The organism is Streptomyces sp. NPDC102278 (assembly GCF_044766345.1).
GTDB lineage: Bacteria > Actinomycetota > Actinomycetes > Streptomycetales > Streptomycetaceae > Streptomyces.
The window spans coordinates 146,122-168,523 of the sequence record NZ_JBIWLV010000005.1 but is presented as its reverse complement, the minus strand read 5'-3'; the positions used below and the strand labels follow the sequence as shown (position 1 = coordinate 168,523).

22 protein-coding genes, 2 tRNA genes and 2 pseudogenes are annotated in these 22,402 nt (G+C 69.8%); 15 read left to right on the top strand and 11 right to left on the bottom strand.

What is annotated here, in order from left to right:
• The first annotated feature begins 2 nt into the window (after positions 1-2).
• The 3 genes from ACIRO3_RS15395 to ACIRO3_RS15385 all read left to right on the top strand — a co-directional run bounded on the left by ACIRO3_RS15395 (position 3) and on the right by ACIRO3_RS15385 (position 2,906).
• The gene (locus tag ACIRO3_RS15395) at positions 3-941 is read left to right on the top strand and encodes an SUMF1/EgtB/PvdO family nonheme iron enzyme (RefSeq protein WP_404136636.1); all 939 of its coding nucleotides are present in this window, start codon (positions 3-5) and stop codon (positions 939-941) included.
• Between the two features lie 398 nt (positions 942-1,339).
• Positions 1,340-1,474, top strand: a complete 135-nt coding sequence (locus ACIRO3_RS15390; protein ID WP_208809277.1) for a DLW-39 family protein — start codon at positions 1,340-1,342, stop codon at positions 1,472-1,474.
• Between the two features lie 121 nt (positions 1,475-1,595).
• Positions 1,596-2,906 carry a hypothetical protein gene (locus ACIRO3_RS15385; protein WP_404136633.1) on the top strand — a complete coding sequence of 437 codons (1,311 nt, stop codon included), beginning with the start codon at positions 1,596-1,598 and terminating at the stop codon, positions 2,904-2,906.
• Positions 2,907-2,963: 57 nt separating this feature from the next.
• On the opposite strand, the gene ACIRO3_RS15380 is transcribed toward ACIRO3_RS15385, so the two are convergent.
• Both ACIRO3_RS15380 and ACIRO3_RS15375 read right to left on the bottom strand, forming a co-directional pair.
• Positions 2,964-4,397, bottom strand: coding sequence for a protein kinase (locus tag ACIRO3_RS15380; protein WP_404136631.1), 1,434 nt, complete (start codon positions 4,395-4,397; stop codon positions 2,964-2,966).
• Positions 4,398-4,498: 101 nt separating this feature from the next.
• Positions 4,499-5,047 carry a helix-turn-helix domain-containing protein gene (locus ACIRO3_RS15375; protein ID WP_404136627.1) on the bottom strand — a complete coding sequence of 183 codons (549 nt, stop codon included), beginning with the start codon at positions 5,045-5,047 and terminating at the stop codon, positions 4,499-4,501.
• A gap of 160 nt (positions 5,048-5,207) precedes the next feature.
• On the opposite strand from ACIRO3_RS15375, the gene ACIRO3_RS15370 reads away from it, so the two are divergent.
• Positions 5,208-5,280: transfer RNA gene (locus ACIRO3_RS15370), tRNA-Ala, on the top strand.
• 97 nt (positions 5,281-5,377) lie between these two features.
• Here the strand turns inward: ACIRO3_RS15370 and ACIRO3_RS15365 are convergent.
• A pseudogene (locus ACIRO3_RS15365) lies at positions 5,378-5,778 on the bottom strand (MFS transporter); the annotation flags it as partial.
• Between ACIRO3_RS15365 and ACIRO3_RS15360 the strand changes: the two are divergent.
• Positions 5,765-5,893, top strand: a complete 129-nt coding sequence (locus ACIRO3_RS15360; RefSeq protein ID WP_404136624.1) for a hypothetical protein — start codon at positions 5,765-5,767, stop codon at positions 5,891-5,893. The pseudogene ACIRO3_RS15365 and the gene ACIRO3_RS15360 overlap by 14 nt on opposite strands.
• A gap of 137 nt (positions 5,894-6,030) precedes the next feature.
• Positions 6,031-6,522 (top strand): LysM domain-containing protein, encoded by a 492-nt coding sequence (locus tag ACIRO3_RS15355; protein ID WP_361770659.1) that lies wholly within the window; start codon positions 6,031-6,033, stop codon positions 6,520-6,522.
• Positions 6,523-6,669: 147 nt separating this feature from the next.
• Here ACIRO3_RS15355 and ACIRO3_RS15350 read toward each other — a convergent pair whose 3' ends face one another.
• The gene (locus tag ACIRO3_RS15350) at positions 6,670-7,356 is read right to left on the bottom strand and encodes a DUF5324 family protein (protein WP_404136621.1); all 687 of its coding nucleotides are present in this window, start codon (positions 7,354-7,356) and stop codon (positions 6,670-6,672) included.
• Positions 7,357-7,531: 175 nt separating this feature from the next.
• Between ACIRO3_RS15350 and ACIRO3_RS15345 the strand changes: the two genes are divergently transcribed.
• Both ACIRO3_RS15345 and ACIRO3_RS15340 read left to right on the top strand, forming a co-directional pair.
• Complete coding sequence (locus tag ACIRO3_RS15345) at positions 7,532-8,059, top strand: peptidylprolyl isomerase (protein WP_361770974.1); 528 nt, start codon at positions 7,532-7,534, stop codon at positions 8,057-8,059.
• Positions 8,060-8,219: 160 nt separating this feature from the next.
• Positions 8,220-9,101 (top strand): rhomboid family intramembrane serine protease, encoded by an 882-nt coding sequence (locus ACIRO3_RS15340; RefSeq protein ID WP_361770655.1) that lies wholly within the window; start codon positions 8,220-8,222, stop codon positions 9,099-9,101.
• Between the two features lie 152 nt (positions 9,102-9,253).
• Here the strand turns inward: ACIRO3_RS15340 and crgA are convergent, their stop codons facing one another.
• On the bottom strand, positions 9,254-9,508 hold the full coding sequence (gene crgA, locus ACIRO3_RS15335; protein WP_267798996.1) for a cell division protein CrgA: 255 nt from the start codon (positions 9,506-9,508) through the stop codon (positions 9,254-9,256).
• 91 nt (positions 9,509-9,599) lie between these two features.
• Here crgA and ACIRO3_RS15330 point away from each other — a divergent pair, with 91 nt between their 5' ends.
• The 6 genes and pseudogenes from ACIRO3_RS15330 (at position 9,600) to ACIRO3_RS15305 (ending at position 13,578) form a co-directional block, all read left to right on the top strand.
• The gene (locus tag ACIRO3_RS15330; protein WP_351749775.1) at positions 9,600-10,376 is read left to right on the top strand and encodes a DUF881 domain-containing protein; all 777 of its coding nucleotides are present in this window, start codon (positions 9,600-9,602) and stop codon (positions 10,374-10,376) included.
• Positions 10,345-11,100: a class E sortase gene (locus ACIRO3_RS15325; protein WP_404136618.1), complete on the top strand. Its 756-nt coding sequence runs from the start codon at positions 10,345-10,347 to the stop codon at positions 11,098-11,100. The genes ACIRO3_RS15330 and ACIRO3_RS15325 overlap by 32 nt, the downstream gene beginning before the upstream one ends.
• Before the next feature lie 79 nt (positions 11,101-11,179).
• A complete protein-coding gene (locus ACIRO3_RS15320) occupies positions 11,180-11,356 on the top strand; it encodes a hypothetical protein (RefSeq protein WP_185902496.1) in 177 nt (58 codons plus the stop codon).
• The gene (locus tag ACIRO3_RS15315) at positions 11,353-11,991 is read left to right on the top strand and encodes an aminodeoxychorismate/anthranilate synthase component II (protein ID WP_361770651.1); all 639 of its coding nucleotides are present in this window, start codon (positions 11,353-11,355) and stop codon (positions 11,989-11,991) included. Before ACIRO3_RS15320 ends, ACIRO3_RS15315 begins: the two co-directional genes overlap by 4 nt.
• A gap of 134 nt (positions 11,992-12,125) precedes the next feature.
• Positions 12,126-12,809, top strand: a pseudogene (locus ACIRO3_RS15310) (class E sortase); the annotation flags it as partial.
• Positions 12,810-12,840: 31 nt separating this feature from the next.
• The gene (locus ACIRO3_RS15305; RefSeq protein ID WP_404136614.1) at positions 12,841-13,578 is read left to right on the top strand and encodes a class E sortase; all 738 of its coding nucleotides are present in this window, start codon (positions 12,841-12,843) and stop codon (positions 13,576-13,578) included.
• 142 nt (positions 13,579-13,720) lie between these two features.
• On the opposite strand, the gene pknB is transcribed toward ACIRO3_RS15305, so the two are convergent.
• The 6 genes from pknB to ACIRO3_RS15275 form a co-directional block, all read right to left on the bottom strand.
• Positions 13,721-15,757 (bottom strand): Stk1 family PASTA domain-containing Ser/Thr kinase, encoded by a 2,037-nt coding sequence (pknB, locus tag ACIRO3_RS15300; protein WP_404136611.1) that lies wholly within the window; start codon positions 15,755-15,757, stop codon positions 13,721-13,723.
• A gap of 192 nt (positions 15,758-15,949) precedes the next feature.
• Positions 15,950-17,410, bottom strand: a complete 1,461-nt coding sequence (locus ACIRO3_RS15295; RefSeq protein WP_361770645.1) for a penicillin-binding transpeptidase domain-containing protein — start codon at positions 17,408-17,410, stop codon at positions 15,950-15,952.
• Positions 17,407-18,831 carry an FtsW/RodA/SpoVE family cell cycle protein gene (locus tag ACIRO3_RS15290; RefSeq protein WP_361770643.1) on the bottom strand — a complete coding sequence of 475 codons (1,425 nt, stop codon included), beginning with the start codon at positions 18,829-18,831 and terminating at the stop codon, positions 17,407-17,409. Before ACIRO3_RS15290 ends, ACIRO3_RS15295 begins: the two co-directional genes overlap by 4 nt.
• A 31-nt stretch (positions 18,832-18,862) precedes the next feature.
• Entirely contained in the window at positions 18,863-20,326 is a 1,464-nt protein-coding gene (locus ACIRO3_RS15285) for a PP2C family serine/threonine-protein phosphatase (RefSeq protein WP_361770641.1), read from the bottom strand.
• A gap of 144 nt (positions 20,327-20,470) precedes the next feature.
• On the bottom strand, positions 20,471-20,968 hold the full coding sequence (locus tag ACIRO3_RS15280; RefSeq protein WP_053675567.1) for an FHA domain-containing protein: 498 nt from the start codon (positions 20,966-20,968) through the stop codon (positions 20,471-20,473).
• A gap of 10 nt (positions 20,969-20,978) precedes the next feature.
• Complete coding sequence (locus ACIRO3_RS15275) at positions 20,979-21,824, bottom strand: DUF3662 and FHA domain-containing protein (protein WP_361770639.1); 846 nt, start codon at positions 21,822-21,824, stop codon at positions 20,979-20,981.
• A 291-nt stretch (positions 21,825-22,115) separates the two neighbouring features.
• On the opposite strand from ACIRO3_RS15275, the gene ACIRO3_RS15270 reads away from it, so the two are divergent.
• Positions 22,116-22,198, top strand: a tRNA-Leu gene (locus tag ACIRO3_RS15270).
• The last annotated feature ends 204 nt before the right edge of the window (positions 22,199-22,402 follow it).

The window sequence follows — 22,402 nt, the reverse complement described above, 5'->3', positions numbered from 1 at the left end:
TCATGCCACTCGTGACCAAATGGACCGGACGGGAAGTAAAGGCACTCCGTGAGGCGGTACGGATGAGCCTCATGGAGTTTGCCGAAAAACTGGGGGTATCTGATCGAATTGTTTCCAGGTGGGAGCGTGACGGGGAAGACGCTTCCCTGCGCATGGTAAATCAAGCGGCCCTTGACACGCTGTTAGCGAAGGCCGACAAAGATGCGCAAGGTCGGTTCGTTGGCATCTTGGCGGCAGATGACGTGCCGACCCTCACAATCATCGAACCAGGCGACTACGAGACCAGCAGCGGCGAGTACGTGAAGCACCCTGGTGACGGCAAGCTGATGGCGCATGTCCCAGAAGGCATTTACCTGGCCGGGCAGGCAGACGATCCGGTATGGGTGGAAGAATTCCACATAGATACCTTCCCGACGACCAATGCCGATTATGCAAGGTTCTGTGCGGCCACGCGGCACCCTGCTCCGGAGCACTGGGATAATGGGCGCTGCCCTCGGGACCTTTACGACCACCCGGTTGTGCATGTGACGTGGCGCGATGCGAATGCCTATGCCACTTGGGCGGGGAAGTCGCTGCCATCTGCTGAGCAGTGGGAGAAAGCGGCGCGCGGTACTTCAGGCCGTACATTCCCATGGGGAGACCAGCGGACCGCTGCAAAGTGCAACGTGCGGGAGACGGCGGTAGAGCGCACGACATCGGTCTCCCGGTATCACAGCGGTGTCTCTCCGTACGGGGCCTACGACATGGTGGGCAATGTCTGGGAGTGGTGTGCGACCCCGTCCCGTCCGGGCCGATACGAACTCAAGGGCAGTGCATTCACGAGCCCTCTGTTCCGAGGCGTCCCGGCAGTCTTCAACGATGCCGACGACACGATGCATGATGACGACACGGGATTTCGCTGTGTCGCAACGCTGGAGCAGATGGTGCCGAAGAAGCGTTGACAGGCAGGGTCGTCCGGTGTCGTTGCTCCTCGCCTGAAGCCCCTTAGCCTCTGTGTCTTGTTTTGTCAACCTATGTTCCTCGTTGACATCTACTACTGACATCAACACCAGCGAACAGCGGCTGCCTCTAGCTGCCGAACGAGGCAAAGTTCCTGGCGGGTGGCGTACTGACTACCCGGCGCCTGGGGTCCGGCCACTACCCGTGATCGACCTGATAAGGATGAGGCCACAGGTTCAAATCCTGTTAGCCCCACAGTGTCGAAGACCCCCAGGCCCCAGGCCTGGGGGTCTTTGTCGTCGGGTCAGTTGAGGGGTTCCCAGATAACCGATCGGTATCGGTCGGTGTGTATTGTTGGGCGCCAGAAGTCCCCAACGTCAACGAAAGACGAGGTCGCGCGGTGAAGAAGCTGCTCCTGGTCGCACTGGCCGCCATCGGCGGGCTCCTCGTGTACCGCCAGATCCAGGCGGACCGTGCCGAGCAGGACCTGTGGACGGAGGCAACCGACTCCGTGCCTTCTGGTTCTGGCGTGTGAGACCCACGATTGATCCCATGAAGCCCCGGCTGCCGATGCTGCCGGGGCTTTGTGCTGTTCTGTGACGAAAACTTGCGGTATGCAAAGATTTGGCTTGCGCGAGCAACTCGGGGTGCGTGTGATGGATCGGGGACGTCAGGTACGGAGTGTCGTGCTGGCGGGGGTCGCCGGGCTGGGACTCGTGGCGGCGCTGCCGGGGGCCGCGTGGGCGGCCGGTTCGTCGCCGCTGCCGGCGCCGACGTACCGCGCGGCGGACGGGGCGAAGGAGGTGGAGGGCAGGCCCTCCACCGCGGACACCGCGGTGCTGGAGACCGGGACGGTCTACGAGGACACCATCGGTCCGGAGGAACGGTTCTACCAACTCCGGCTCGACGCCACGTCCGACGTGTACGTCTCCGCGGTGGTCCGCCCGCCCGCCGGCGCCAAGGTCGGCTACAGCGACGGCATCGAGGTCGAGATCATCTCCGGCGCGGGGACCCGCTGCCCCGGCTACGCGCGGGCCGGCTTCGGCTACGACCCCGTCCCGGTGAGCGCGGCGGCCGTCCGGCGGGTCAAGGAGGACGGCGAGTGCCAGGCCGCCGCCACCTACTACGCGAAGGTCACGCGCACCGCGGCCAAGGACTCCGACCGGGGGCGGTGGCCGGTCGAACTGCTCGTCCTGCGCGAGCCGGCCCTCGGCGGCGGCTCCCCCACCGTCGCGCCCAGCGTCTGGCCCTCGGCCTCGCCGACACTGCCCGGCGGTGCCTCGCTCGGCCGGACCGGCGGTACCGGCTTCAACGACGCGCGCGCCCTCGGCAAGGGGGTGTGGCGCGACGACCTGCGGCCCGGGCAGACCCGGTACTACCGCGTCCCGCTGGACTGGGGACAGCAGTTGGGGATCGGCGCGGAGATCGCGGCGGCCAGGATGACGAAGGAGTACGGCTCGGCGTCCAACGGCCTCACGGTGTCGCTCTACAGCCCCTACCGGGCGCTGGTCGACTCCAAAGACGCCTCCTACGACGGCAAGCAGGCCGGGGTCACGCTGCCCAAGACGGCTCCGGTGGCGTACGAGAACCGTTTCTCCGACGACGCCGAGGTGCGCGGGACACGGCTGGCCGGCTGGTACTACGTCGCCGTGACGCTGGGCGGGAAGGTCGGGGAGTTCACCGAGGACGCGGTGCCGGTGCCGCTGACCCTGCGCACGGACGTCATCGGCGCCCCCGGCAAGGCGCCGGCGTACCAGGAGGAGCTGAGCGCGGCCGGGTTCGGGGTGGACGCCGCCGACCGCACCGCCGCCGAGGAGGGGCTCACCGGTCCGGAGGCCGCCGCGGCCGAGGACAGCCGCTCGACGATGCGCGCGGTGGCCACCGGGGGCTTCGGGGCGGGGACGGCGCTGCTGCTCGTGCTCGGGGGATGGATCCTGCTGGCCCGGCGGGGCGGCGCGGGGCGCTGAGGGGGGTTCCGGCGCCGCGGGGGCGGGCGGTCCGGACGGGGGTTCGGGTGCCGGCCGTCAGAGGCGGGTCAGTGCCCAGACGCCCACCGCGAAGCAGAGGAGCGCGGCGGCGAGGAAACCGGCCGTGACCTTCGCCGGGGGCGGCGGGACCCGGAAGCCGCGGGCCTTCGGCGAGGGGGGCGCGGCCGGGCCGGTCGGCGCGGGCGCCTCGGCGCCGAACGGGGTGGTGACCGGCTCGGGCGCGGCCGGCGGGGGCAGGTGGAAACTGCCCGTACCGGAGGGGCCGTACGCCGTCGGGGGCGGTCCGAACGCGTCCAGGGGCGCGGGTGACGCGGCGTACCCGGCGGGGGTGGCCGTGGGAGTGGGCGCCGTGACGGGCGCCGTGACGGGCGTCGGGGCGGCGTGGGCGGGTGCGGTCGAGGCCGACGACGGGATCTGATCCGGGTGGTGGCTCGGGGTCCGATCCGGGTGGTGGCTCGGGGTCCCGGACGGCGGCGGGAGCGGCGGGACGGCGCCGGCGCGCGGGTCCGTCGCGGTGGCCCCACCGGGGCCCGGGCGCGCGGGCGGGACCACGGCGGCGGTGGGACTTCCGGGAGTCACCGCGGCGGTGCTGCGCGGACCCTGGGGTCCGAAACCGGCGGGGAGCGGGCCGAGTTGGTCGAACACCTCCACCGGGTCCTCGTCCGGCGCGGCGGGCGCAAGCAGCTCCACGGCCTCGGTGAGGGCCTTGCGGGCCCCTGTGGCGGTCTTGAACCGGCTCTGGGGGTCCGGTTGCAGGAGGTTCGCGATGACGTCCCACAGGGGCGCGGGGACGCCTTCGGGGGCATCGGGGGTGCCGTGTGCCAGGAAGTGCTCCACCAGCGCCTGGGCGTCGGGCTTGCGCCCCTGGAGCAGGTACAGGGCGACCAGGCCGGTGGCGAAGAAGTCGGCGGGGAAGTCCGGCTCCGCGCCGAGGAGTTGCTCGGGGGCGAAGTAACCCGGCGTACCGACGACGTAGTTGGTCTCGGTGAGCCGCGGCTCACCCTTGCGCATGGAGATGCCGAAGTCGGACAGCCGCAGGTGCGGCCGTCCGGTTCCAGTGGCCGCCATCAGTATGTTGGCCGGTTTGATGTCGCGGTGGACGACGCCCTCCGCGTGGACCGCGGCCAACCCCGCCAGGAGCTGGTCGAGCAGCGTGCACACGAACCGGGGCGGCAGGGGGCCGTAGTCCCCGATCACGTGGGCGAGCGAACCCCCGGCGACCAGGTCCATGGTGAAGAGGACCTTGTCGTCGTCCGCCGCCCAGCTGGCCGGCGCGAGCACGTGCGGATGATCGATCCGCAGGGCCTGCTCGCGGACGAACCGCAGCAGGGTGTGGGCGTCGCTCTGCAGGAGGACCTTCGCGGCGACGTAGCGACGACGGCGGTGGTCCCAGGCGCGCCAGACGGCGCCCGCTCCACCCCGCCCGATCGGGTCGATCAACTCGTACCGGCCCGCGAAGACCTCACCCATTGCTGTGCCCGTCCCCCGTCGCGCGTTTCGTTGGTCCGTCGGCGTTCGTCGGCCGTCGTCGTTTGTCGTCGTTTGTCGGCCGTCGTCGTCGGCCGCGCGACTCAGTTCTGGTGCGACTCGTAGTGCGCCACCGCGTCGGCGGTGCGACCCGCTCCGTACACCCGGAGGAACTCTGCCAGTTCCGGGTGGCTGGGGGCGAGGGTCTCCGCCGCGTCGATGATGTCCCCGGCCGCCGAGACCGAGCGCAGCAGCGACTGGATCTCACGGACGACGCGCTTGACGGTGGGGGCGCCCGAACCGGCGGTCGTCTGGCCGCTGTTGCTGAGGACGGAGCCCCCCTGGGTCTTCTTGATCTCGTCCATCCGGTCGGTGGCCTCCGCCGCGCTGACACTCCCGTCCGCCACCTGACCGGCGAGATCCTGGAGGGCCTGTACCCGCTGGACCACGGCGGGGTTGCCGATCTTGGCGCGCTGGCCGCTCATCAGCTGGGACAGCATCGGTGCCGAAAGCCCGAGGACGGCAGCGAGGCGAGCCTGGTTCAAGCCGAGGTCATCTATGAGCCGGCGGAAGAGCGCCCCCAACGGCTCCCCGTACCAACTGCGCTGAAGCTCTCTGGCTCTGGCCGTGGCCTCTTGCTGTACAGCGTCCACTCTTACTACTCCCCTTCGCTGGTGCGAACCTCGCGAGCATCTTACGGAGAGTGGTCGCGGGGCGGGAGTCCCTATCATTTTGCGGGATGAGGGGGTACACCCGGTACTCTGTTCTGCGGAACGACCACTCTTTCTCCGGGAGCGGCCGTGTCCACTTTTCGGGGCCTTAGCTCAGTTGGTAGAGCGCTGCCTTTGCAAGGCAGATGTCAGGAGTTCGAATCTCCTAGGCTCCACATCCCGAAGACCCCCCTGACCTGCGGAAACGCCGGTCAGGGGGGTCTTTTTCGTGCCCGTTCCGCAGGCGGGGTCCGGCCGGGGGCGTGCGATGGGGCCGGCTGCGGCCAGGGTCTCGGTGCGGGAGGCGGCCGGGGTGGACAGGACGGCGACGCCCAGGGCCATGCCGATCTGTTGGGTGGGGTCGAACAGGCCCGACGCCGGCCCCGCGTCCCGGTCGTCGGCGCCGGGCATGGCCAGGGCGGTCAGGGATGGCAGTACCAGGCCGCCGCCGGAGATCAGGAGCACCACCGGGAGCAGGTCGCTCACGTAGCCGGCGTCCACAGGCAGTCGAGCAGGGCGAGACCGGCCATGAGCACGTTGCGGGGGCCGAAGCGGGAGTTCAGTCGGGCCGAGACGCCGAGCGAGACGGCGCCGATCATCACGGCGGCGGGGAGCATCGTGAGTCCGGCGTCGGACGCGCCGTAACCCGGCACCTTCTGCATGGCGCCGGCGACGTCCGCACCGGCGGCCGCCCGAGACAGCCTGACGGGCGGTCTGAAGCTGCTCGCCGAGGGCCCCCTGGACGCGTCCTCCGAGAGCCCCCGCCCGGCGCGCCGCGCCCGTCAGTAGGGCCGGGACCTCCCGGGGAGCCCCGGCCCGGAGCTTCCCCCGGACGGCTCAGTCACCCGGCCGGGCGGCGCCGGGTGACCGACAGTGGAGGGAGGCACTGTGCCAGGGGGCGACACCACGCCGGAGGCGTACACACCATGGGAATCTTCGACTTCCTGAAGTCCGACAAGAAGAAGGCGCACGACGCCGCCGAGACGGCGAAGGAACAGGTGGAGCAGCAGGCGGCGGCCAAGCCGGCCACCCCGGACGCGCCCAACGACCTCGGCGGGAAGTACACCGACGCCGCCGCGGCCACCAAGGCGGCCGCCGACCGGATGGCCGCCCCCGCTCCCCCGAAGCCCGCGCCGGCTCCCCCGAGGCCTCCCGCGGCCGGCCCGGTGGCGCACCACACCCCCACCCCCGCGTCCGCCGCGCACAAGGCGGTCCCGTCGGCGCCCGTGCCGAAGCCGGCGCCCGTCGCGAAGAAGCGGACGTACACCGTCAAGTCCGGCGACTCGTTGTCCGAGATCGCCCGCCGCGAGCTCGGCAACGAGGCCCGTTGGCGGGAGCTGTACGCCATGAACCGGGGAGTCGTCGGCTCCAACCCCGACCTGATCCACCCGGGCATGGTGCTCACCCTCCCCAACTGACCCTCCCCGACTGACCCCGGGTGCGGGTGGCGGGTGGCGGGTGGCGGGCGGCGGGCACGGCGAAGGGGCCCGGATCGACCATCGATCCGGGCCCCTTCGCCGTGCTGTCTGCTACTTACTTCGTGTTCCCGTACGGCGCGACTCCCGTTACTGCTGGTCGTCGCCGGCCGAGCGGGCCTCCTGCTCCTTCGCCGCCAGCTCGTCGTCAAAGCTCGCCGGAGCGGAGTCGCGGGACAGTTCGGTGGCCGCCGGCGGCTCGACGAGCCAGTCCGGGTTCGACTGCCGGTCCCACCACTTCCAGGCCGCGTACGCTCCGCCGGCGACCACGCCGACCAGCAGGACGCCCTTGAACACCCGGCCCGTACGGGCCCGGCGCTTCTGGCGGCGCACCAGCTTGCGCACTTCCTCGGCCGACACCTGGCCGCGCAGGGCGGCGAAGGCGGCGGTCGATCGGGACGCGGCCTCCTCGGCCACGGGCTGCGCCGCGGCGAGGGCGCTTTCGAGTCGCGGTTGGGTGTACTCGGCTGCCTGTCGCGCGGCTCGTCGGGTCTGCTTCACCGCCTTCGTCGCGGCCCGGTCCACGTTCGGCGGCACGTGGGAGCGCGCCGCCTTGATGTGGGGGTGCAGATGGGAGTCGTACGTCGTGCGGGCGTGCCGGGCAGCCTCGCCGGCCGCGTACGAAATCTTGGGCGCCAGCAGCTCGTTCGCCTCGTGCGCATACTGCACAGCGGCGTCCTTGGCGGTTCCTGCGTACGGCGCCACCACTTCCGCTGCGTGCCGCATGCTCTCCCTGGCGCTCTCGGCTGCCGCGTGCACGCTGTCCTTGCGGGTCACGGGGTTCCTCCTCCTCGGTGGCGGACACAGTTCACCTTTCCACCCTTTGTCGGATCATGCCTGCCTTACCGTCGACCGGCATGCGTGACAGGGCATACGAGTGGAGGATTTCTGTGCGCGGAAGCACCCCGTGGGAGTATCTGTACCGACAGTGATGACTATGGAAGGCAGATCCGTGGCCGAGAAGCTCTACGCCACCCTGAAGACGAACCACGGCGACATCGAGATCGAGCTGCTGGCCAACTTCGCCCCGAAGACCGTGCGGAACTTCGTGGAGCTCGCCACCGGCGCCCGCGAGTGGACGCGGCCCACGGACGGCCAGAAGACCACGGACCCGCTGTACGACGGGACGGTCTTCCACCGGATCATCAGCGGTTTCATGATCCAGGGCGGTGACCCGCTCGGCAACGGCACCGGCGGCCCGGGCTACCAGTTCGCGGACGAGTTCCACCCCGACCTGGCCTTCACCAAGCCGTACCTGGTCGCCATGGCCAACGCCGGCCCGGGCACCAACGGCTCGCAGTTCTTCATCACCGTCGCGCCGACCGCCTGGCTGACCCGCAAGCACACCATCTTCGGCGAGGTCACCGGCAAGGCCGGACAGAAGATCGTGGACGCCATCGCGGGACTGCCGACCAACCCGCGCACCGAGCGCCCGCTGGAAGACGTGATCATCCAGTCCGTCGTGATCGAGAAGCGCTGACCCCGAACGCGACCGCGGCCCCGCTACCCGGGAACCGTCGACCCGCTACCCGGGAACCTTTTCGCCCCGCCCGTCCGTCCTGGATACATACCCGGACACCTACCGGACCGGCGGGGTGACACCTTCCGCACCTCCGCCTCGCCGCCGATCGAGGGGACCGATGGACACCGACCGTCTGCCGGGCTGTTACCGCCACCCGGACCGTGACACGGGCATCCGCTGCACCCGCTGCGAACGCCCGATCTGTCCCGAGTGCATGATCAGCGCCTCGGTGGGCTTCCAGTGCCCCGAATGCGTCCGGGAAGGCTCCGGTACGGGCCACCGTCCCACCGCGAACGCCCCGCGCACCGTCGCCGGCGGGGTGGTCGCCGCCGACCCGCACCTCGTCACCAAGGTCCTCATCGGCGTCAACGTCGCCCTGTTCTTCGCGACCCTGGCGGCGCCGGGGATCGCCGTTCCGCTGGAACTGCTCGGAAGCTACGTCGACTATTGGGGCGGACCGCTCCACGGCGTCGCCAACGGCGAGTACCACCGGCTGATGACCTCGGTGTTCCTGCACACCGAGTGGTGGCACATCATCGGCAACATGCTCGCCCTGTGGGTGATCGGCGGCCCGCTGGAAGCGGCCCTCGGACGCGCCCGCTACCTGACCCTCTACCTGCTGTCCGGCCTGGGCGGCAGCGCGCTCGTCTACCTGCTGACCTCGCCGTCCACCCCGACCCTCGGCGCGTCGGGCGCCATCTTCGGGCTGCTCGGCGCCACCGTCGTGCTGGCGCGCCGGCTGCGGTACGAGATGCGCCCCGTGTTGATCATGGTCGGCCTGATGCTGTTGCTGACCTTCGTGCGGATCGGGAGCGTCGAGGTGTCCTGGCAGGCCCACATCGGCGGGCTGGTCACCGGTGCGTTGGTCGCACTGGGGATGCTGCTGCCCGACGCGGGCAGAAGACGGGCACTGATCCAGTGGGGGACGTGCGCGGCGGTGTTCGTCCTGGTCATTGGCCTGATCGTGGTCCGTACGGCCGAACTGACCGCACTCACCTGATCACACCGGCGTCAACTCTCCACAGAGTTATCCACAGATCTTCTGTCTTTTCCTCAGGTGTGGATGACGCTGTGGATAACTCATGGGGAGAGCTTCCCTCGGCAGTCCCGCTGCGCTAAGCGCGCGGGACTACCCGCACCGCGTGGGAAGGGCTACTTCCACTGGGTGGAGACGCCGAACCCGGCCGCGATGAACCCGAATCCGACCACGATGTTCCAATTGCCCAGCGCCTCGATCGGCAGCTGGGTATCGGTCACGTAGAAGACGACGATCCAGGCCAGACCGATCAGGAAGAAGGCCAGCATGACCGGGGCCACCCAGCTCCGGTTGGTCAGCCTGATCGTCTGCGCCTGCCGCGTGGGCGGCGGGGTGTAGTCGTCCTTCTTGCGGATACGTGACTTCGGCACGAGGGGCTCTCCTGTCGATGCGCTGGGGACCTTGCCTGCCCCGGGCGTCCGTTAGCGTAGTGGACCTGTGGCGTTGAAGGAGAAGGCTACGTTGAGCAATTCCGACGACTCCTCCGCGGGTCCCCGTGGCCGGGCCAGGCCCGTCCGGTTGTTGACCGCTGCCGTTTTCGCCCTGGCCGGCCTCATCTTCGTCACCAGTTTCAACACGTCCAAGGGTACGAACATTCGCACGGACGGCTCACTCCTGAAGCTGTCCGACCTCATCCACGAGCGCAGCCAGGACAACGCCGAGCTGGAGCGGACCACCGCGGCCGTGCGCGACCAGGTGGACGCCCTCGCGGAACGCGACGACGGGAGCACCAGGGCCGAGGACGCCAAGCTGGCCGCCCTGCGCACAGCCTCGGGCACCGAGGAGCTGTCCGGCAAGGGCCTGACGGTCACGCTCAACGACGCGCCGCCGAACGCCACGGCCCGCATCCCCAACGTTCCCGAACCGCAGCCCAACGACCTCGTCATCCACCAGCAGGACCTCCAGGCCGTGGTGAACGCGCTGTGGCTCGGCGGCGCCGAGGGCATCGAGGTCATGGACCAGCGGTTGATCGCCACCAGTGCCGTGCGCTGCGTGGGGAACACGCTGATCCTCCAGGGCCGGGTCTACTCGCCCCCCTACAAGGTGTCGGCGGTCGGCGACCCGCGCGCGCTCCGCAAGGCCCTGGCGGCCTCGCCCGCGCTGCAGAACTACCAGCTGTACGTGAACGCGTACGGGCTCGGCTGGAAAGTGGAGGAGCACAAGGAGCTGACACTCCCGGCCTACTCCGGCACAGTGGACCTCCACTATGCGAAGCCCGTGGAATCCGCCACGCCCTGACGTCGTACTGCGGCTGTTGGTACGGACGTTCAGTGAGGTGTGTCTGACCGCCGGCACGGTGATCGTGCTGTTCGTGGCGTACGTGCTCCTGTGGACCGGGGTCAAGGCCGACCGGGCGATGCACGGGGAAATGGCCCGGATGCGCGACCGCTGGGCGGCCCCCGCCGCCGCCCCCGTGCCCGCTCCGCGCCCCACGGCCGTCGCCCCGAGCCCCTCGACGAGTCCCTCGACGCGGCCGGAACCCGCGCCGATCCCCGAGGGCCGGGCCTTCGCCGAGATGTACGTGCCGCGCTTCGGCCGGGACTGGAACAAGCCCGTGCTGGAGGGCACCGGCACCGAGCTGCTCAAGAAGGGCCTCGGCCACTACCCGGGCAGCGGCCGGCTCGGGGAGACGGGAAACTTCGCGGTCGCCGGGCACCGGCGGACGTACGGGGACCCCTTCAAGGACGTCCCCGAGCTGCGGCCGGGGGACAGCGTGATCCTCAAGGACGCGACGACCTGGTTCACGTACACGGTCCGGGCCGCGCCGCTGCGCACCCTGCCCGACGTGACCGGCGTGGTCGACGCGGTACCCGCGCGCTCCCCCTTCGACGCCCCCGGGCGCTACCTGACCCTGACCACCTGTGATCCGGAATGGGGCCACAGCCACCGGCTGATCGTCTGGGCCGAACTCACGGGCACCCGGAGCGCCGCAGAGGGCGGACCCGAGGGTTTGTCGAGCTGACCCCTCTCGTCGGGCCGCTGCCTTTAGTCTGTTGCGGTACCGCCCCCGCGGTGCGTGGGACGAAAGGGACGCGGACGGAATGTACGGCTGGATCTGGCGGCACCTGCCCGGCAACGCGTGGGTCCGCGCGCTGATCTCTCTCGTACTGGTCCTCGCGGTGGTCTACGTGCTCTTCCAGTACGTCTTCCCGTGGGCCGAGCCGCTCCTTCCGTTCAACGATGTGACGGTGGACGAGGGATCGGGAGCCACTCCGTGAGCGCGCGCATTCTGGTTGTCGACAACTACGACAGCTTTGTCTTCAATCTGGTCCAGTACCTCTACCAGCTCGGCGCCGAATGCGAGGTGCTGCGCAACGACGAGGTCGAGCTCGCGCACGCGCAGGACGGCTTCGACGGGGTGCTCCTGTCGCCCGGACCCGGCACCCCCGAGGAGGCCGGGGTCTGCGTGGACATGGTGCGGCACTGCGCGCGGACCGGTGTCCCGGTCTTCGGCGTCTGTCTCGGCATGCAGTCGATGGCCGTCGCCTACGGAGGGGTCGTGGGCCGGGCGCCCGAGCTGCTGCACGGCAAGACCTCGCCCGTCACGCACGAGGGGCTCGGGGTCTTCGAGGGACTGCCGTCGCCGTTCACCGCGACCCGCTACCACTCGCTCGCGGCCGAGCCGCTGACCCTGCCGGACGTGCTGGAGGTCACCGCGCGCACCGAGGACGGCATCATCATGGGGCTCCGGCACCGGGAGCACGACGTCGAGGGCGTGCAGTTCCACCCCGAGTCGGTGCTGACCGAGTGGGGCCACCGGATGCTCGCCAACTGGCTCGTGCGCTGCGGTGACAGCGGGGCCGTCGGGCGTTCGGTGGGGCTGGCCCCGGTGGTGGGCAAGGCCGTCGCGTGACGGCGGTCGCGCCGTCCGTGCCCACGGAGGGGCGGGCCGCGCGGCGCAGGGCGGCACAGGAGGCCGCGAAGCGCTCCCACGCACGGGGGCGCAGGCGGGGCGGGCGCCGGCGTCGGCGCCCGCGCTCGGGCGGCCCGCTGGTGGTGCTGAGCCGGGCGGCCGGGGAGCTGTTCATCACGACGGGCCTGGTGATGCTGCTGTTCGTCGCCTACCAGCTCTGGTACACGAACCTGCTCGCGGAACGGACCGCGGACGGAGCCGCCGGATCGCTGCGCCAGAACTGGGAGCGCAACCCGGGCGTCGCCGCGGCGCCGCAGGTCGAGGCCTTCGAGCCGGGGCAGGGCTTCGCGATCATGTACATCCCGAAGCTGGACGTGAAGGTGCCGGTGGCCGAGGGCATCAGCAAGCCCAAGGTGCTGGACAAGGGCCTGGTCGGGCACTACTCCGAGGGCGCGCTCAAGACGGCGATGCCGGCGGACAAGCAGGGCAACTTCGCGGTGGCCGGGCACCGGAACACCCACGGGGAGCCGTTCCGCTACATCAACAAGCTGGTGCCCGGCGACCCGATCGTGGTGGAGACGCGGGACGCGTACTACACCTACGAGATGACCTCGGCGTTGGCGCAGACCTCGCCCGCGAACGTGTCGGTGATCAAGCCCGTGCCGGAGGGTTCCGGCTTCACGACCGCGGGCCGGTACCTCACACTGACGACCTGCACCCCTGAGTTCACCAGCACCTACCGGATGATCGTATGGGGCAGGATGGTCGAGGAACGCCCCCGCAGCCAGGGCGCCCCGCCCGCGCTGAAGAGCCCCTGACCGCTCGTACGCCGTAGAGGACGAATCCGCAGTGTCCCGTGCCCGCCGTCGCCGCTCCGCACCGCCGACCCGCAACCGCGGCGTGCTCGCCGGTTTCCTGAGCCTGCTGGGCGAACTCCTGATCACGGTCGGACTGGTCCTGGGCCTGTTCGTGGCCTACTCCCTGTGGTGGACGAACGTGCTCGCCGACCGGCACGCGTCCGCCAAGGGCGACGCCGTCCGCGAGCAGTGGCAGCGCACGCCCGCTCCCTCCGACCAGAAGCCCGCGGCGCCGGGGGCGCTCGACACCCAGGGCGGCATCGGCTTCCTGCACGTGCCCGCGATGAAGAACGGCGAGGTGCTCGTCAAGCCCGGCATCGCCCCGGACGTCCTGAACGACGGGGTCGCCGGCTACTACACGGAGCCGGTCGAGTCGGCGCTGCCGTGGGACGCCAAGGGCAACTTCTCGCTCGCGGCGCACCGGGACGGGCACGGCGCCAAGTTCCACAACATCGACAAGCTGAGGAACGGCGACGCGATCGTCTTCGAGACGCGCGACACCTGGTACGTGTACAAGGTCTTCGCGGAGCTGCGCCAGACCTCGAAGTACAACGTGGACGTGCTCAGCCCGATCCCGAGGGAGTCGGGCAGGACCGCCGCCGGCCGCTACATCACGCTGACGACCTGCACGCCGGTGTACACCTCCAAGTACCGGTACATCGTCTGGGGCGAGTTGCAGCGGACGGAGAAGGTGGACGGGAAGCGCACCCCGCCGGCGGAACTGCGCTGACCTTCCCGGCCCGGCGGCCCCCGGACGGCCCTGGAAGGGCCCTGGGGGAGCCCGTGGGACGCAGGTGACGGAATCGGGCCCGGCCCCTCCCATCGGGAGGGGCCGGGCCCGTTGTCGTGCCGCGCCCGCGGGGCGGGGTCGGTCAGCGGCCGAGGCCGCCGATGAAGCCGCCGTTGCCGCCGTTGTTACCGCCGTTGCCCCCGTTGCCCCCGCCGCCCTTGGGGAAGGTACGGACGTTGATGACGGTGCCCGCGGGGACCTGGCTACCGACGCCCGGGTTGGAGTCGAACACCACCGCGTCGTCCTCCGAGGGACCGCTGAGGACCGCGCCGAACGACAGGCCGACCCCCTGGAGCGTCTGCTTCGCCTGACCCACGGTCTGGCCGGTCAGCGGCGGCACGGCGACCGGGGCCACCTGCTCCTTGGCGATGGTGATGTTGACCGTGGTGTCCTTGTCCAAGGCCTCACCCGGCTTGTACTGCTGCTTGAAGACCGTCTTCGCCGGCGTGCCGGCGGGGGCGTCCTCCTCGGTGACGCTGCCCAGCTTCAGCTTGGCATCCTGGAGGGCCTTCGCGGCCTGGGCCTGGTTCTTGCCGGCGAGGTCCGGGACCGTGCCCTTCGAGAACTCCTTGGCCACCGTCAGGGTGACCGTGGAACCCTTCTCGGCCTCGACGCCCGACTTCGGGTCCTGTTCGAGGACGACGCCCGCGGGACGCTCGGACTCCACGGACTTCTTCTGGACCTCGAAGCCCTTGGCCCTCAGATCCGCCTCGGCCTTGTCGAACTGCAGGCCGCGCACGTCGATGACGGGCTCCTTGGGCGCGCCCGAGGAGACCTTGACCGTGACGCTGGTGCCCTTGTCCACCTTGGTGTCGGCGGCCGGACTCTGCTCGCAGATGTTGCCCTTCGGCTGGTTGTCGCACTCCATTTCGCCGCCCTGGACCACCGTGAGACCGATGTTCTTGCCCCGGTCCTGTGCCGCGGCCAGGGTCTCGCCGACGAACTTGGGCACGATGGCCCGGTTGTCGGCCTTCCCCTCGAAGAGGGTCCTGCCGATGAGGATGGCGCCGACCAGAACGAGGACTCCCGCCAGGACCAGCAGGACCGTCGAGGCGCGGCTCTTCTTCTGCGGTCGGCGGCCGTGGCCCTGGTCGTAGCCGCCCTGGTCGCCGTACCCGTAACCGCCGTCGCCCGGACCCGTCGGTGGCATCATCGAGGTCTGGCCGGCGTCGGTGGTGCGCAGGGCGGTGGTGGGCTGGTCGTACCCCTGGTGGCCGTAGCCGCCCTGGTCGGGGTAGCCGTAGCCGGCCGCGCCCATGGAGGCGGTGGCGGTGACGGGCTGGCCGTCGAGGCAGGCCTCGATGTCCGCGCGCATCTCGTCGGCGGACTGGTAGCGGTAGTCGGGATCCTTGACCAGCGCCTTGAGGACGATGGCGTCCATCACGGGCGTGATCTCGGGGTCGAAGTTCGACGGGGGCTGCGGCTCTTCCCGGACGTGCTGGTAGGCGACGGCCACGGGGGAGTCGCCGACGAACGGGGGCCGCACGCAGAGCAGTTCGTACAGCAGGCAGCCGGCCGAGTAGAGGTCGGAGCGGGCGTCGACCTGCTCGCCCTTGGCCTGCTCCGGGGAGAGGTACTGGGCGGTGCCGATGACGGCGGCGGTCTGCGTCATGGTCATGCCGGAGTCGCCCATGGCGCGGGCGATGCCGAAGTCCATGACCTTGACCTGGCCGGTGCGGGTCAGCATCACGTTCGCGGGCTTGATGTCGCGGTGCACGATGCCGGCGCGGTGGGAGTACTCCAGGGCCTGGAGGATGCCGATGCACATTTCGAGCGTGCGCTCGGGCAGCAGCTTGCGGCCGGAGTGCAGCAGCTCGCGCAGGGTGGATCCGTCGACGTACTCCATCACGATGTACGGGATGGAGATGTTGTCGACGTAGTCCTCGCCGGTGTCGTAGACGGCCACGATCGCCGGGTGGTTGAGCGACGCGGCGGACTGGGCCTCGCGGCGGAACCGGGCCTGGAAGGACGGGTCGCGGGCGAGGTCGGCGCGCAGGGTCTTCACGGCGACGGTACGGCCGAGCCGGGTGTCGTGACCGAGGTAGACCTCGGCCATGCCACCGCGGCCGAGCACGTGGCTCAGCTCGTACCGGCCGCCGAGGCGACGCGGCTCTTCCATAACTTGCAGCCCTCTCCGTCAGTCCCGACCGCACCGGTGTGTGGTCCGGCGGTGTGCTGTTCGCGCAAAGGCTACCGGCCGATCGTGGGTGATCGGTTCGTGACCACAGGCTGATACCCGACCGGTACCGTGCGCTCCGATCCGGACCGGATCAGTGGTCCGGATCGCCCTTTCCGCCGTGGTGGCGGACGCTCATCCCTTGCTCTTCAGTACGGCTTCCATGACGGCCTTCGCGACGGGCGCGGCCAGGCCGCCGCCGCTGATGTCCTCGCGTTCGGCGGCGCTGTCCTCGATGACGACGGCGACGGCGACGGGCGAGGTGCCGTCGGGGTTCTCGGCGTAGGAGATGAACCAGGCGTAGGGGCGCTTGGCGTTCTTCTCACCGTGCTGGGCGGTGCCGGTCTTGCCGCCGACGACCACGTCCTTGATCTTGGCCGGGGTGCCCGTGCCCTTCTCGACGACGTTGACCATCATCTGCTGGACCTTCTGCGCGTTCGCCGCGGAGAGCGGACGGCTCATCTCCTCCGGCTCGTGCTTCTCGACGGTGTCGAGGTTGGGAGCGGTCAGCTGGTCCACCATGTAGGGCTTCATCAGCTTGCCGTCGTTCGCGATGGCGGCGGTGACCATGGCCATCTGGAGCGGGGTGGCGGCGGTGTTGAACTGGCCGATGGAGCTCTGCGCGTTGCCGTCCTTGCCCATCGTCTTGTCGTAGACGCTGGCGAAGGCGCGGACCGGGGTGTCGACGGTGTTGTTGAAGCCGAACTTCTGGGCGGTCTCGACCATCTTGTCGCGGCCGACCTTGTCGCCCAGGTTCGCGAAGACGGAGTTGCAGGAGACCTGGAGGGCGAAGTTCAGCGTCGCCTTCTCGCAGCCGCTCGCGTGGTTGACCATCGGGGTCCGGGTGCCGGGCAGCATGTACGGCTCGGGAGTGTCCGTGGCGGCGTTGACGTCCTTCACCACGCCGTTCTCCAGGGCGGCGGCGGCCGTGACCACCTTGAAGGTGGAGCCCGGCGGGTAGGTCTCGCGCAGGGCGCGGTTGACCAGGTTCTTGTCCTCGCTGTCCTTCAGCTGGACCCAGGCCTTCTCGTCGTTCTTCGAGAAGCCCGCGAAGCTGGACGGGTCGTACGAGGGGGTGCTGACCAGGGCCAGGATGGCGCCCGTGCGCGGGTCGAGCGCCGCGACGGCGCCCTTCTTGTTGCCCAGCTTCTCGAACGCGGCCTTCTGCGCGGCCGCGTTCAAGGTGGTGACGACGTTGCCGCCCTGCTTCTTCTCGCCGGTGAACATGCCGATGGTGCGGTCGAAGAACAGCCGGTCGTCGTTGCCGGTGAGGATGCCGTCGTCGAGGCTCTCCAACTGGGTGGAGCCGAACGCCTGCGAGGCGTACCCGGTGACGGGCGCCCACAGGGGGCCGTCGAGGTAGGTCCGCTTGTACTTGAAGTCGCTGCCGTCGGTCACGGAGGAGCCGGTGATCGGCTTGCCCTGGACGATGATGTTGCCGCGCTCCGTGGCGTACTGCGCGATCTGGACCCGGCGGTTCTCCTTGCGGGTGCTGAGGTCCTCGGCCTGGACGTACTGAAGCCAGTTGGTCCGCACGAGCAGCGCGAGGACGAGGAGCCCGCAGAACAACGAGATGCGACGCAGGGGCTTGTTCATGACGGACGAACCACCTGGGTCATCTCGGAGTCGGGGGACGGAGCGGGGGCCGGAGCGGGGCGCCGTGCGGTGTCGCTGATCCGGATGAGGATGGCGATGAGCACCCAGTTCGCGAGGACGGAGGAGCCGCCCGACGCGAGGAAGGGCATCGTCATGCCGGTGAGGGGGATGAGGCCCATGACTCCGCCGGCGACGACGAAGATCTGGATGGCGAAGGCGCCGGAGAGACCGATGGCGAACAGCTTGCCGAAGGGGTCCCGGGCGGCGAGGGCGGTGCGGGCACCGCGCTCGATGATCAGGCCGTAGAGCAGGAGGAAGGCCATCACGCCGGCCAGTCCGAGCTCTTCGCCGACCGTGGAGAAGATGAAGTCGGAGTTGGCGGCGAAGCCGATCAGGTCGGAGTTGCCCTGGCCCCAGCCGGTGCCGAGCACGCCACCGGAACCGAAGCTCATGATCGACTGGCCGACCTGCTCGCAGGCCCCGGACTTGGCGTAGCAGGCGAAGGGGTCGAGCCAGGCGTCCACACGGGCCTTGACGTGGCTCGCGGTGGTGCCGACGACGACGGCGCCGCCCACGGACATCAGGAGGCCGATGACGATCCAGCTCGTGCGCTCGGTGGCGACGTACAGCATGATCACGAACATGCCGAAGAACAGCAGCGAGGTACCGAGGTCGTTCTCGAAGATGAGGACGAGCAGACTCATCGCCCAGATCATCAGGATCGGACCGAGGTCGCGGCCGCGCGGCAGGTAGAGACCCATGAAGCGACGGCTGGCCAGGGCCAGGGCGTCACGCTTGACCATCAGGTACCCGGCGAAGAAGATCGCGATGACGATCTTCGCGAACTCGCCCGGCTGGATGGAGAAGCCGCCGACACTGATCCAGATCTTCGCGCCGAAGACGTCGGCGCCGAGGCCCGGGACGACGGGCAGGATCAGCAGGACCAGCGCGGCCGCCATCGAGATGTACGTGAAGCGCTGGAGCACCCGGTGGTCCTTGAGGACCAGCAGCACGCCCACGAACATGGCCAGCGCCATCGCCGTGTACATCATCTGTCGCGGGGCCGACTCGGAGAACGCGCCGAAGCTGCGCTTGGCGAGGTTCTGCAGCCGCTCGGACTGGTCGAGACGGTAGATCAGTACCAGCCCGAGACCGTTGAGCAGGGTGGCGATCGGCAGCAGCAGCGGGTCGGCGTACTTCGCGTAGCGACGCACGGCGAAATGCGCGAGACCGGCCAGGACGCCGAGGCCGAGGCCGTACGTCACCATGCCCGGAGGCAGGCTGCCGTCCATGGCCAGGCCCACGTTGGCGTAGGCGAAGATCGGGATGACCACGGCGAACGCGAGCAGCAGGAGCTCGGTGTTCCGCCGGCTCGGCGCCTCGATGGCGCCGATGGTGGTCGTGTTGGTGACAACGCTCATGGTGTGGCAGGCCCCCTGCGCCCGCGTATCTCTACTGCTTTTCGCACTGGCCGGCCAGTTGCTGCTCGGCGGCAGTCAGGCTGGGGCCGGGTGTCGGGCTGGGCTTCGCCTCGGCGGCGCGGCGGGCTTCGTCCTTCTTGCAGGCGGACACCTGCGCGCTGAGCTCGTCGATCTTCTGACGCGCCCCGTCGAGGCTGTCCTCGCTGATGGTGGCCTCGACCAGCTTGCGCTTGAAGGGCGGCAGGTACTTGAGTTCGATGTCGGGGTGATCCACCTCGACCTTCGAGAGGTGGATCCAGGCGAGGTTCTGGCTGATGCCGCGGTACAGCGCGACGTGCTCACCCTTGACGCCGACGTAGAACTGGGTCTGCGTCCACCGGTGGCCGGCGTACAGGCCGCCGCCGACGAGCCCGGCCACGAGCAGCAGGAGCAGCGTGCGCACGGTCCACTTGCGCCCTTTGCCACGACGTCTGCGCGGGTGGTCGTACGTGTCCTCTTCGGCCTCGTAGGCGTCGGGTTCGCCGAAACCGCCGTACGCGCCGCCGCCCTGGCCCTGGTCCTGGTTCTGGTCGGGGTATCCGTAACCGTTGGCCTCACCGCTGCCGGGAGGCCCGAAGGAACCCGCGGGCGGGGAGGCCTGGCGGCCGAGCCCGGAGGCGCGACCGGCCGGGGTCTGCATGGCGTTGCCGTCGAACAGCTGGTGCTGGTTCTCGGCGACCGCGCCCACGACGACCGGGCTGTCGTTGATCTGGGCGGCCAGGGTGTCGCCGCTGTCGGTGTCGAGGACGTCGGCGACGATGCAGGTGATGTTGTCGGGTCCGCCGCCGCGCAGGGCGAGTTGGATCAGCGCCTGCACGGTCTCGTGCGGGCCGTGGTAGTCGGCGAGGGTCTCTTCCAGGGTCTGGTGCGAGACCACGCCGGAGAGCCCGTCGGAGCAGATGAGGTAGCGGTCGCCGGCGCGGACCTCGCGGATCGACAGATCGGGTTCGACGATGTCGCCGCTGCCGAGCGCCCGCATCAGCAGCGAGCGCTGCGGGTGCGTGGTGGCTTCCTCTTCGGTGATCCGGCCCTCGTCGACGAGCCGCTGCACCCAGGTGTGGTCCTGGGTGATCTGCGTGAGGACGCCGTCGCGCAGCAGGTAGGCGCGCGAGTCGCCGACGTGCACGAGGCCGAGCCGCTGGCCGGTCCACAGCAGGGCGGTGAGCGTGGTGCCCATGCCTTCGAGCTGCGGGTCCTCCTCGACCATGACGCGCAACTGGTCGTTGGCGCGCTGCACGGCCACGCTGAGCGCGGTGAGGATGTCGGAGCCCGGGACGTCGTCGTCGAGCTGCACGAGCGTGGAGATCACCTCGGAGCTCGCGACCTCACCGGCGGCCTGGCCGCCCATGCCGTCGGCGATCGCGAGGAGGCGGGGACCGGCGTAGCCGGAGTCCTCGTTCCCCTCGCGGATCATGCCCTTGTGCGATCCGGCGGCGAACCGCAGGGACAGACTCATGCGCACCTGCCCTGTCGACGATGCCTCCGGGTACAACCGGTCTCGAGCCACACTGCCCACCCTCCGGTCGGGAGCGCGCTCCGGTCGCAGTCCCCGGTGGGACGGACCGCCGCGGCTCGCTCGCTCCGCTCGCTCATTCTCGTACTACTTCCGCAGCTCGATGACGGTCTTGCCGATGCGGATCGGGGCTCCCGGCGGAATGGGCGTCGGGGTGGTCAACCGGGTCCGGTCGAGATACGTGCCGTTGGTGGACCCGAGATCCTCGACGATCCACTGGCCGTCACGATCCGGGTAGATCCTGGCATGACGGCTCGACGCGTAGTCGTCGTCCAGCACGATCGTGGAGTCGTGCGCGCGGCCCAGCGTGATGGTCTGCCCCGCGAGGGCCACGGTGGTGCCCGTGAGGGTGCCCTCCGAGACGACCAGCTTGGTCGGCGCACCGCGCCGTTGGCGCTGCTGTGGTGGCGCGGACTGCCGCCCCGCCTGCTGCGGAGCGCTGTTGGCGCCGCCTCGGCGCGAGCCGCGTTGCGTGACTCGCGTTCCGAAGAGGTCGCTGCGAATGACCTGGACGGCCACGATGACGAACAGCCACAAAACGGCCAGGAAACCCAACCGCATGACCGTCAGGGTCAGCTCTGACATTGCCCCCGCTTCACCCTTCGGCTTGCCGGTAAATGATGGTGGTGCTGCCCACGACGATCCGCGAGCCGTCGCGGAGCGTAGCGCGGGTGGTGTGCTGCCCGTCCACCACGATGCCGTTGGTGGACCCCAGATCCTGGATCGTCGGGGGCGTTCCGGTCCGGATCTCACAGTGCCGGCGGGAAACGCCGGGGTCGTCGATCCGCACATCGGCCTCGGTGCTTCGGCCGAGTACGAGCGTGCCGCGCGAGATCTGATGGCGGGTGCCGTTGATCTCGATCCAGCGGCGCGTGGTGCCGGCGCCGCCGGAAGTCATGGGGGCCGCTCCGCCGGGTCCGCCGGGGGCGGTCCTGCGGGCGCCGGGTCCGCCGGGGGGCGGGGCGCTGGGCATGGGCGGGGCGGCGACCGGGGGGTACCCGTATCCGCCCTGCGGGCTGTCGGGAGCCGGGGCCTGCCCCTGGGGGCCGCCGCCGGGCTGGGAGGTGCTGGAGGCGAGCGTACGGCTTCGGACGCGGTAGAGGCCCGTGTCGAGGTCGTCGGCCTTCTCCAGGTGGACCTTGATCGGTCCCATGAAGCTGTAGCGCTGCTGCTTGGCGTAGTCGCGGACGAGGCCCGCGAGCTCGTCGCCGAGCTGACCGGAGTAGGGACTCAGGCGGTCGTAGTCGCCGGCGCTGAGTTCCACGATGAAGTCGTTGGGTACGACGGTCCGCTCGCGGTTCCAGATGGTGGCGTTGTTGTCGCACTCCCGCTGGAGGGCGCCGGCGATCTCCACCGGCTGGACCTCGGACTTGAACACCTTGGCGAAGGTGCCGTTCACCAGACCTTCGAGTCGCTGCTCGAACCGCTTCAGGACTCCCATGGGGCACCTCCTCCGTCGTTGTCGCCCTGTACTGCTTACTGATCGTATCCACGCGTGGCGGATTCGGCTGGTTCCCCTTCGGCCTCGTGCCGAGGAGTGTTGGTCCTCACAAGCGATCGTAGGGGCGCTCAAGGGACAGTGTCCCGCACCGGGACGGGAGTGCGGGAGGGGCTGTCGAGGGTGAGGTGGGGGGAGCGGGAATAGGGATGTGATTCCACCCCGTCTGGCGTGCTAATCTTTCGACGTCGCCAGGGGAACGGCCCGAAAGGGAAGATCCACTGGTAGCCGCTCGGGCGAGTGGCGGAACGGCAGACGCGCTGGCTTCAGGTGCCAGTGTCCTTCGGGACGTGGGGGTTCAAATCCCCCCTCGCCCACTGCGAGTGGTTCTCGAACCACTCGGATCGAATTGAGAGAACCCCCACTCCGGAGAAATCCGGAGTGGGGGTTCTTTCGTCGTGTCCGGGAGTCGACGTGTGACGGCGCTCTCTCCGTTGCCTTCTCGTCGTCGTCAGACTTTCGTCGGGCGGGGCGCGACGAAAGAGGGCGGCGGGCGACGCGTGCGGGTGTCTAGGGTCGGG

Coding starts and splice junctions, on each gene's coding strand:
- ACIRO3_RS15395 (WP_404136636.1), top strand. CDS start 3: ATGCCACTCGTGACCAAATGGACCGGACGGGAAGTAAAGGCACTCCGT.
- ACIRO3_RS15385 (WP_404136633.1), top strand. CDS start 1,596: ATGGATCGGGGACGTCAGGTACGGAGTGTCGTGCTGGCGGGGGTCGCC.
- ACIRO3_RS15380 (WP_404136631.1), bottom strand. CDS start 4,397: ATGGGTGAGGTCTTCGCGGGCCGGTACGAGTTGATCGACCCGATCGGG.
- ACIRO3_RS15360 (WP_404136624.1), top strand. CDS start 5,765: ATGGCGCCGGCGACGTCCGCACCGGCGGCCGCCCGAGACAGCCTGACG.
- ACIRO3_RS15355 (WP_361770659.1), top strand. CDS start 6,031: ATGGGAATCTTCGACTTCCTGAAGTCCGACAAGAAGAAGGCGCACGAC.
- ACIRO3_RS15340 (WP_361770655.1), top strand. CDS start 8,220: ATGGACACCGACCGTCTGCCGGGCTGTTACCGCCACCCGGACCGTGAC.
- ACIRO3_RS15325 (WP_404136618.1), top strand. CDS start 10,345: ATGCGAAGCCCGTGGAATCCGCCACGCCCTGACGTCGTACTGCGGCTG.
- ACIRO3_RS15320 (WP_185902496.1), top strand. CDS start 11,180: ATGTACGGCTGGATCTGGCGGCACCTGCCCGGCAACGCGTGGGTCCGC.
- pknB (WP_404136611.1), bottom strand. CDS start 15,757: ATGGAAGAGCCGCGTCGCCTCGGCGGCCGGTACGAGCTGAGCCACGTG.
- ACIRO3_RS15295 (WP_361770645.1), bottom strand. CDS start 17,410: ATGAACAAGCCCCTGCGTCGCATCTCGTTGTTCTGCGGGCTCCTCGTC.
- ACIRO3_RS15290 (WP_361770643.1), bottom strand. CDS start 18,831: ATGAGCGTTGTCACCAACACGACCACCATCGGCGCCATCGAGGCGCCG.
- ACIRO3_RS15285 (WP_361770641.1), bottom strand. CDS start 20,326: ATGAGTCTGTCCCTGCGGTTCGCCGCCGGATCGCACAAGGGCATGATC.
- ACIRO3_RS15280 (WP_053675567.1), bottom strand. CDS start 20,968: ATGTCAGAGCTGACCCTGACGGTCATGCGGTTGGGTTTCCTGGCCGTT.
- ACIRO3_RS15275 (WP_361770639.1), bottom strand. CDS start 21,824: ATGGGAGTCCTGAAGCGGTTCGAGCAGCGACTCGAAGGTCTGGTGAAC.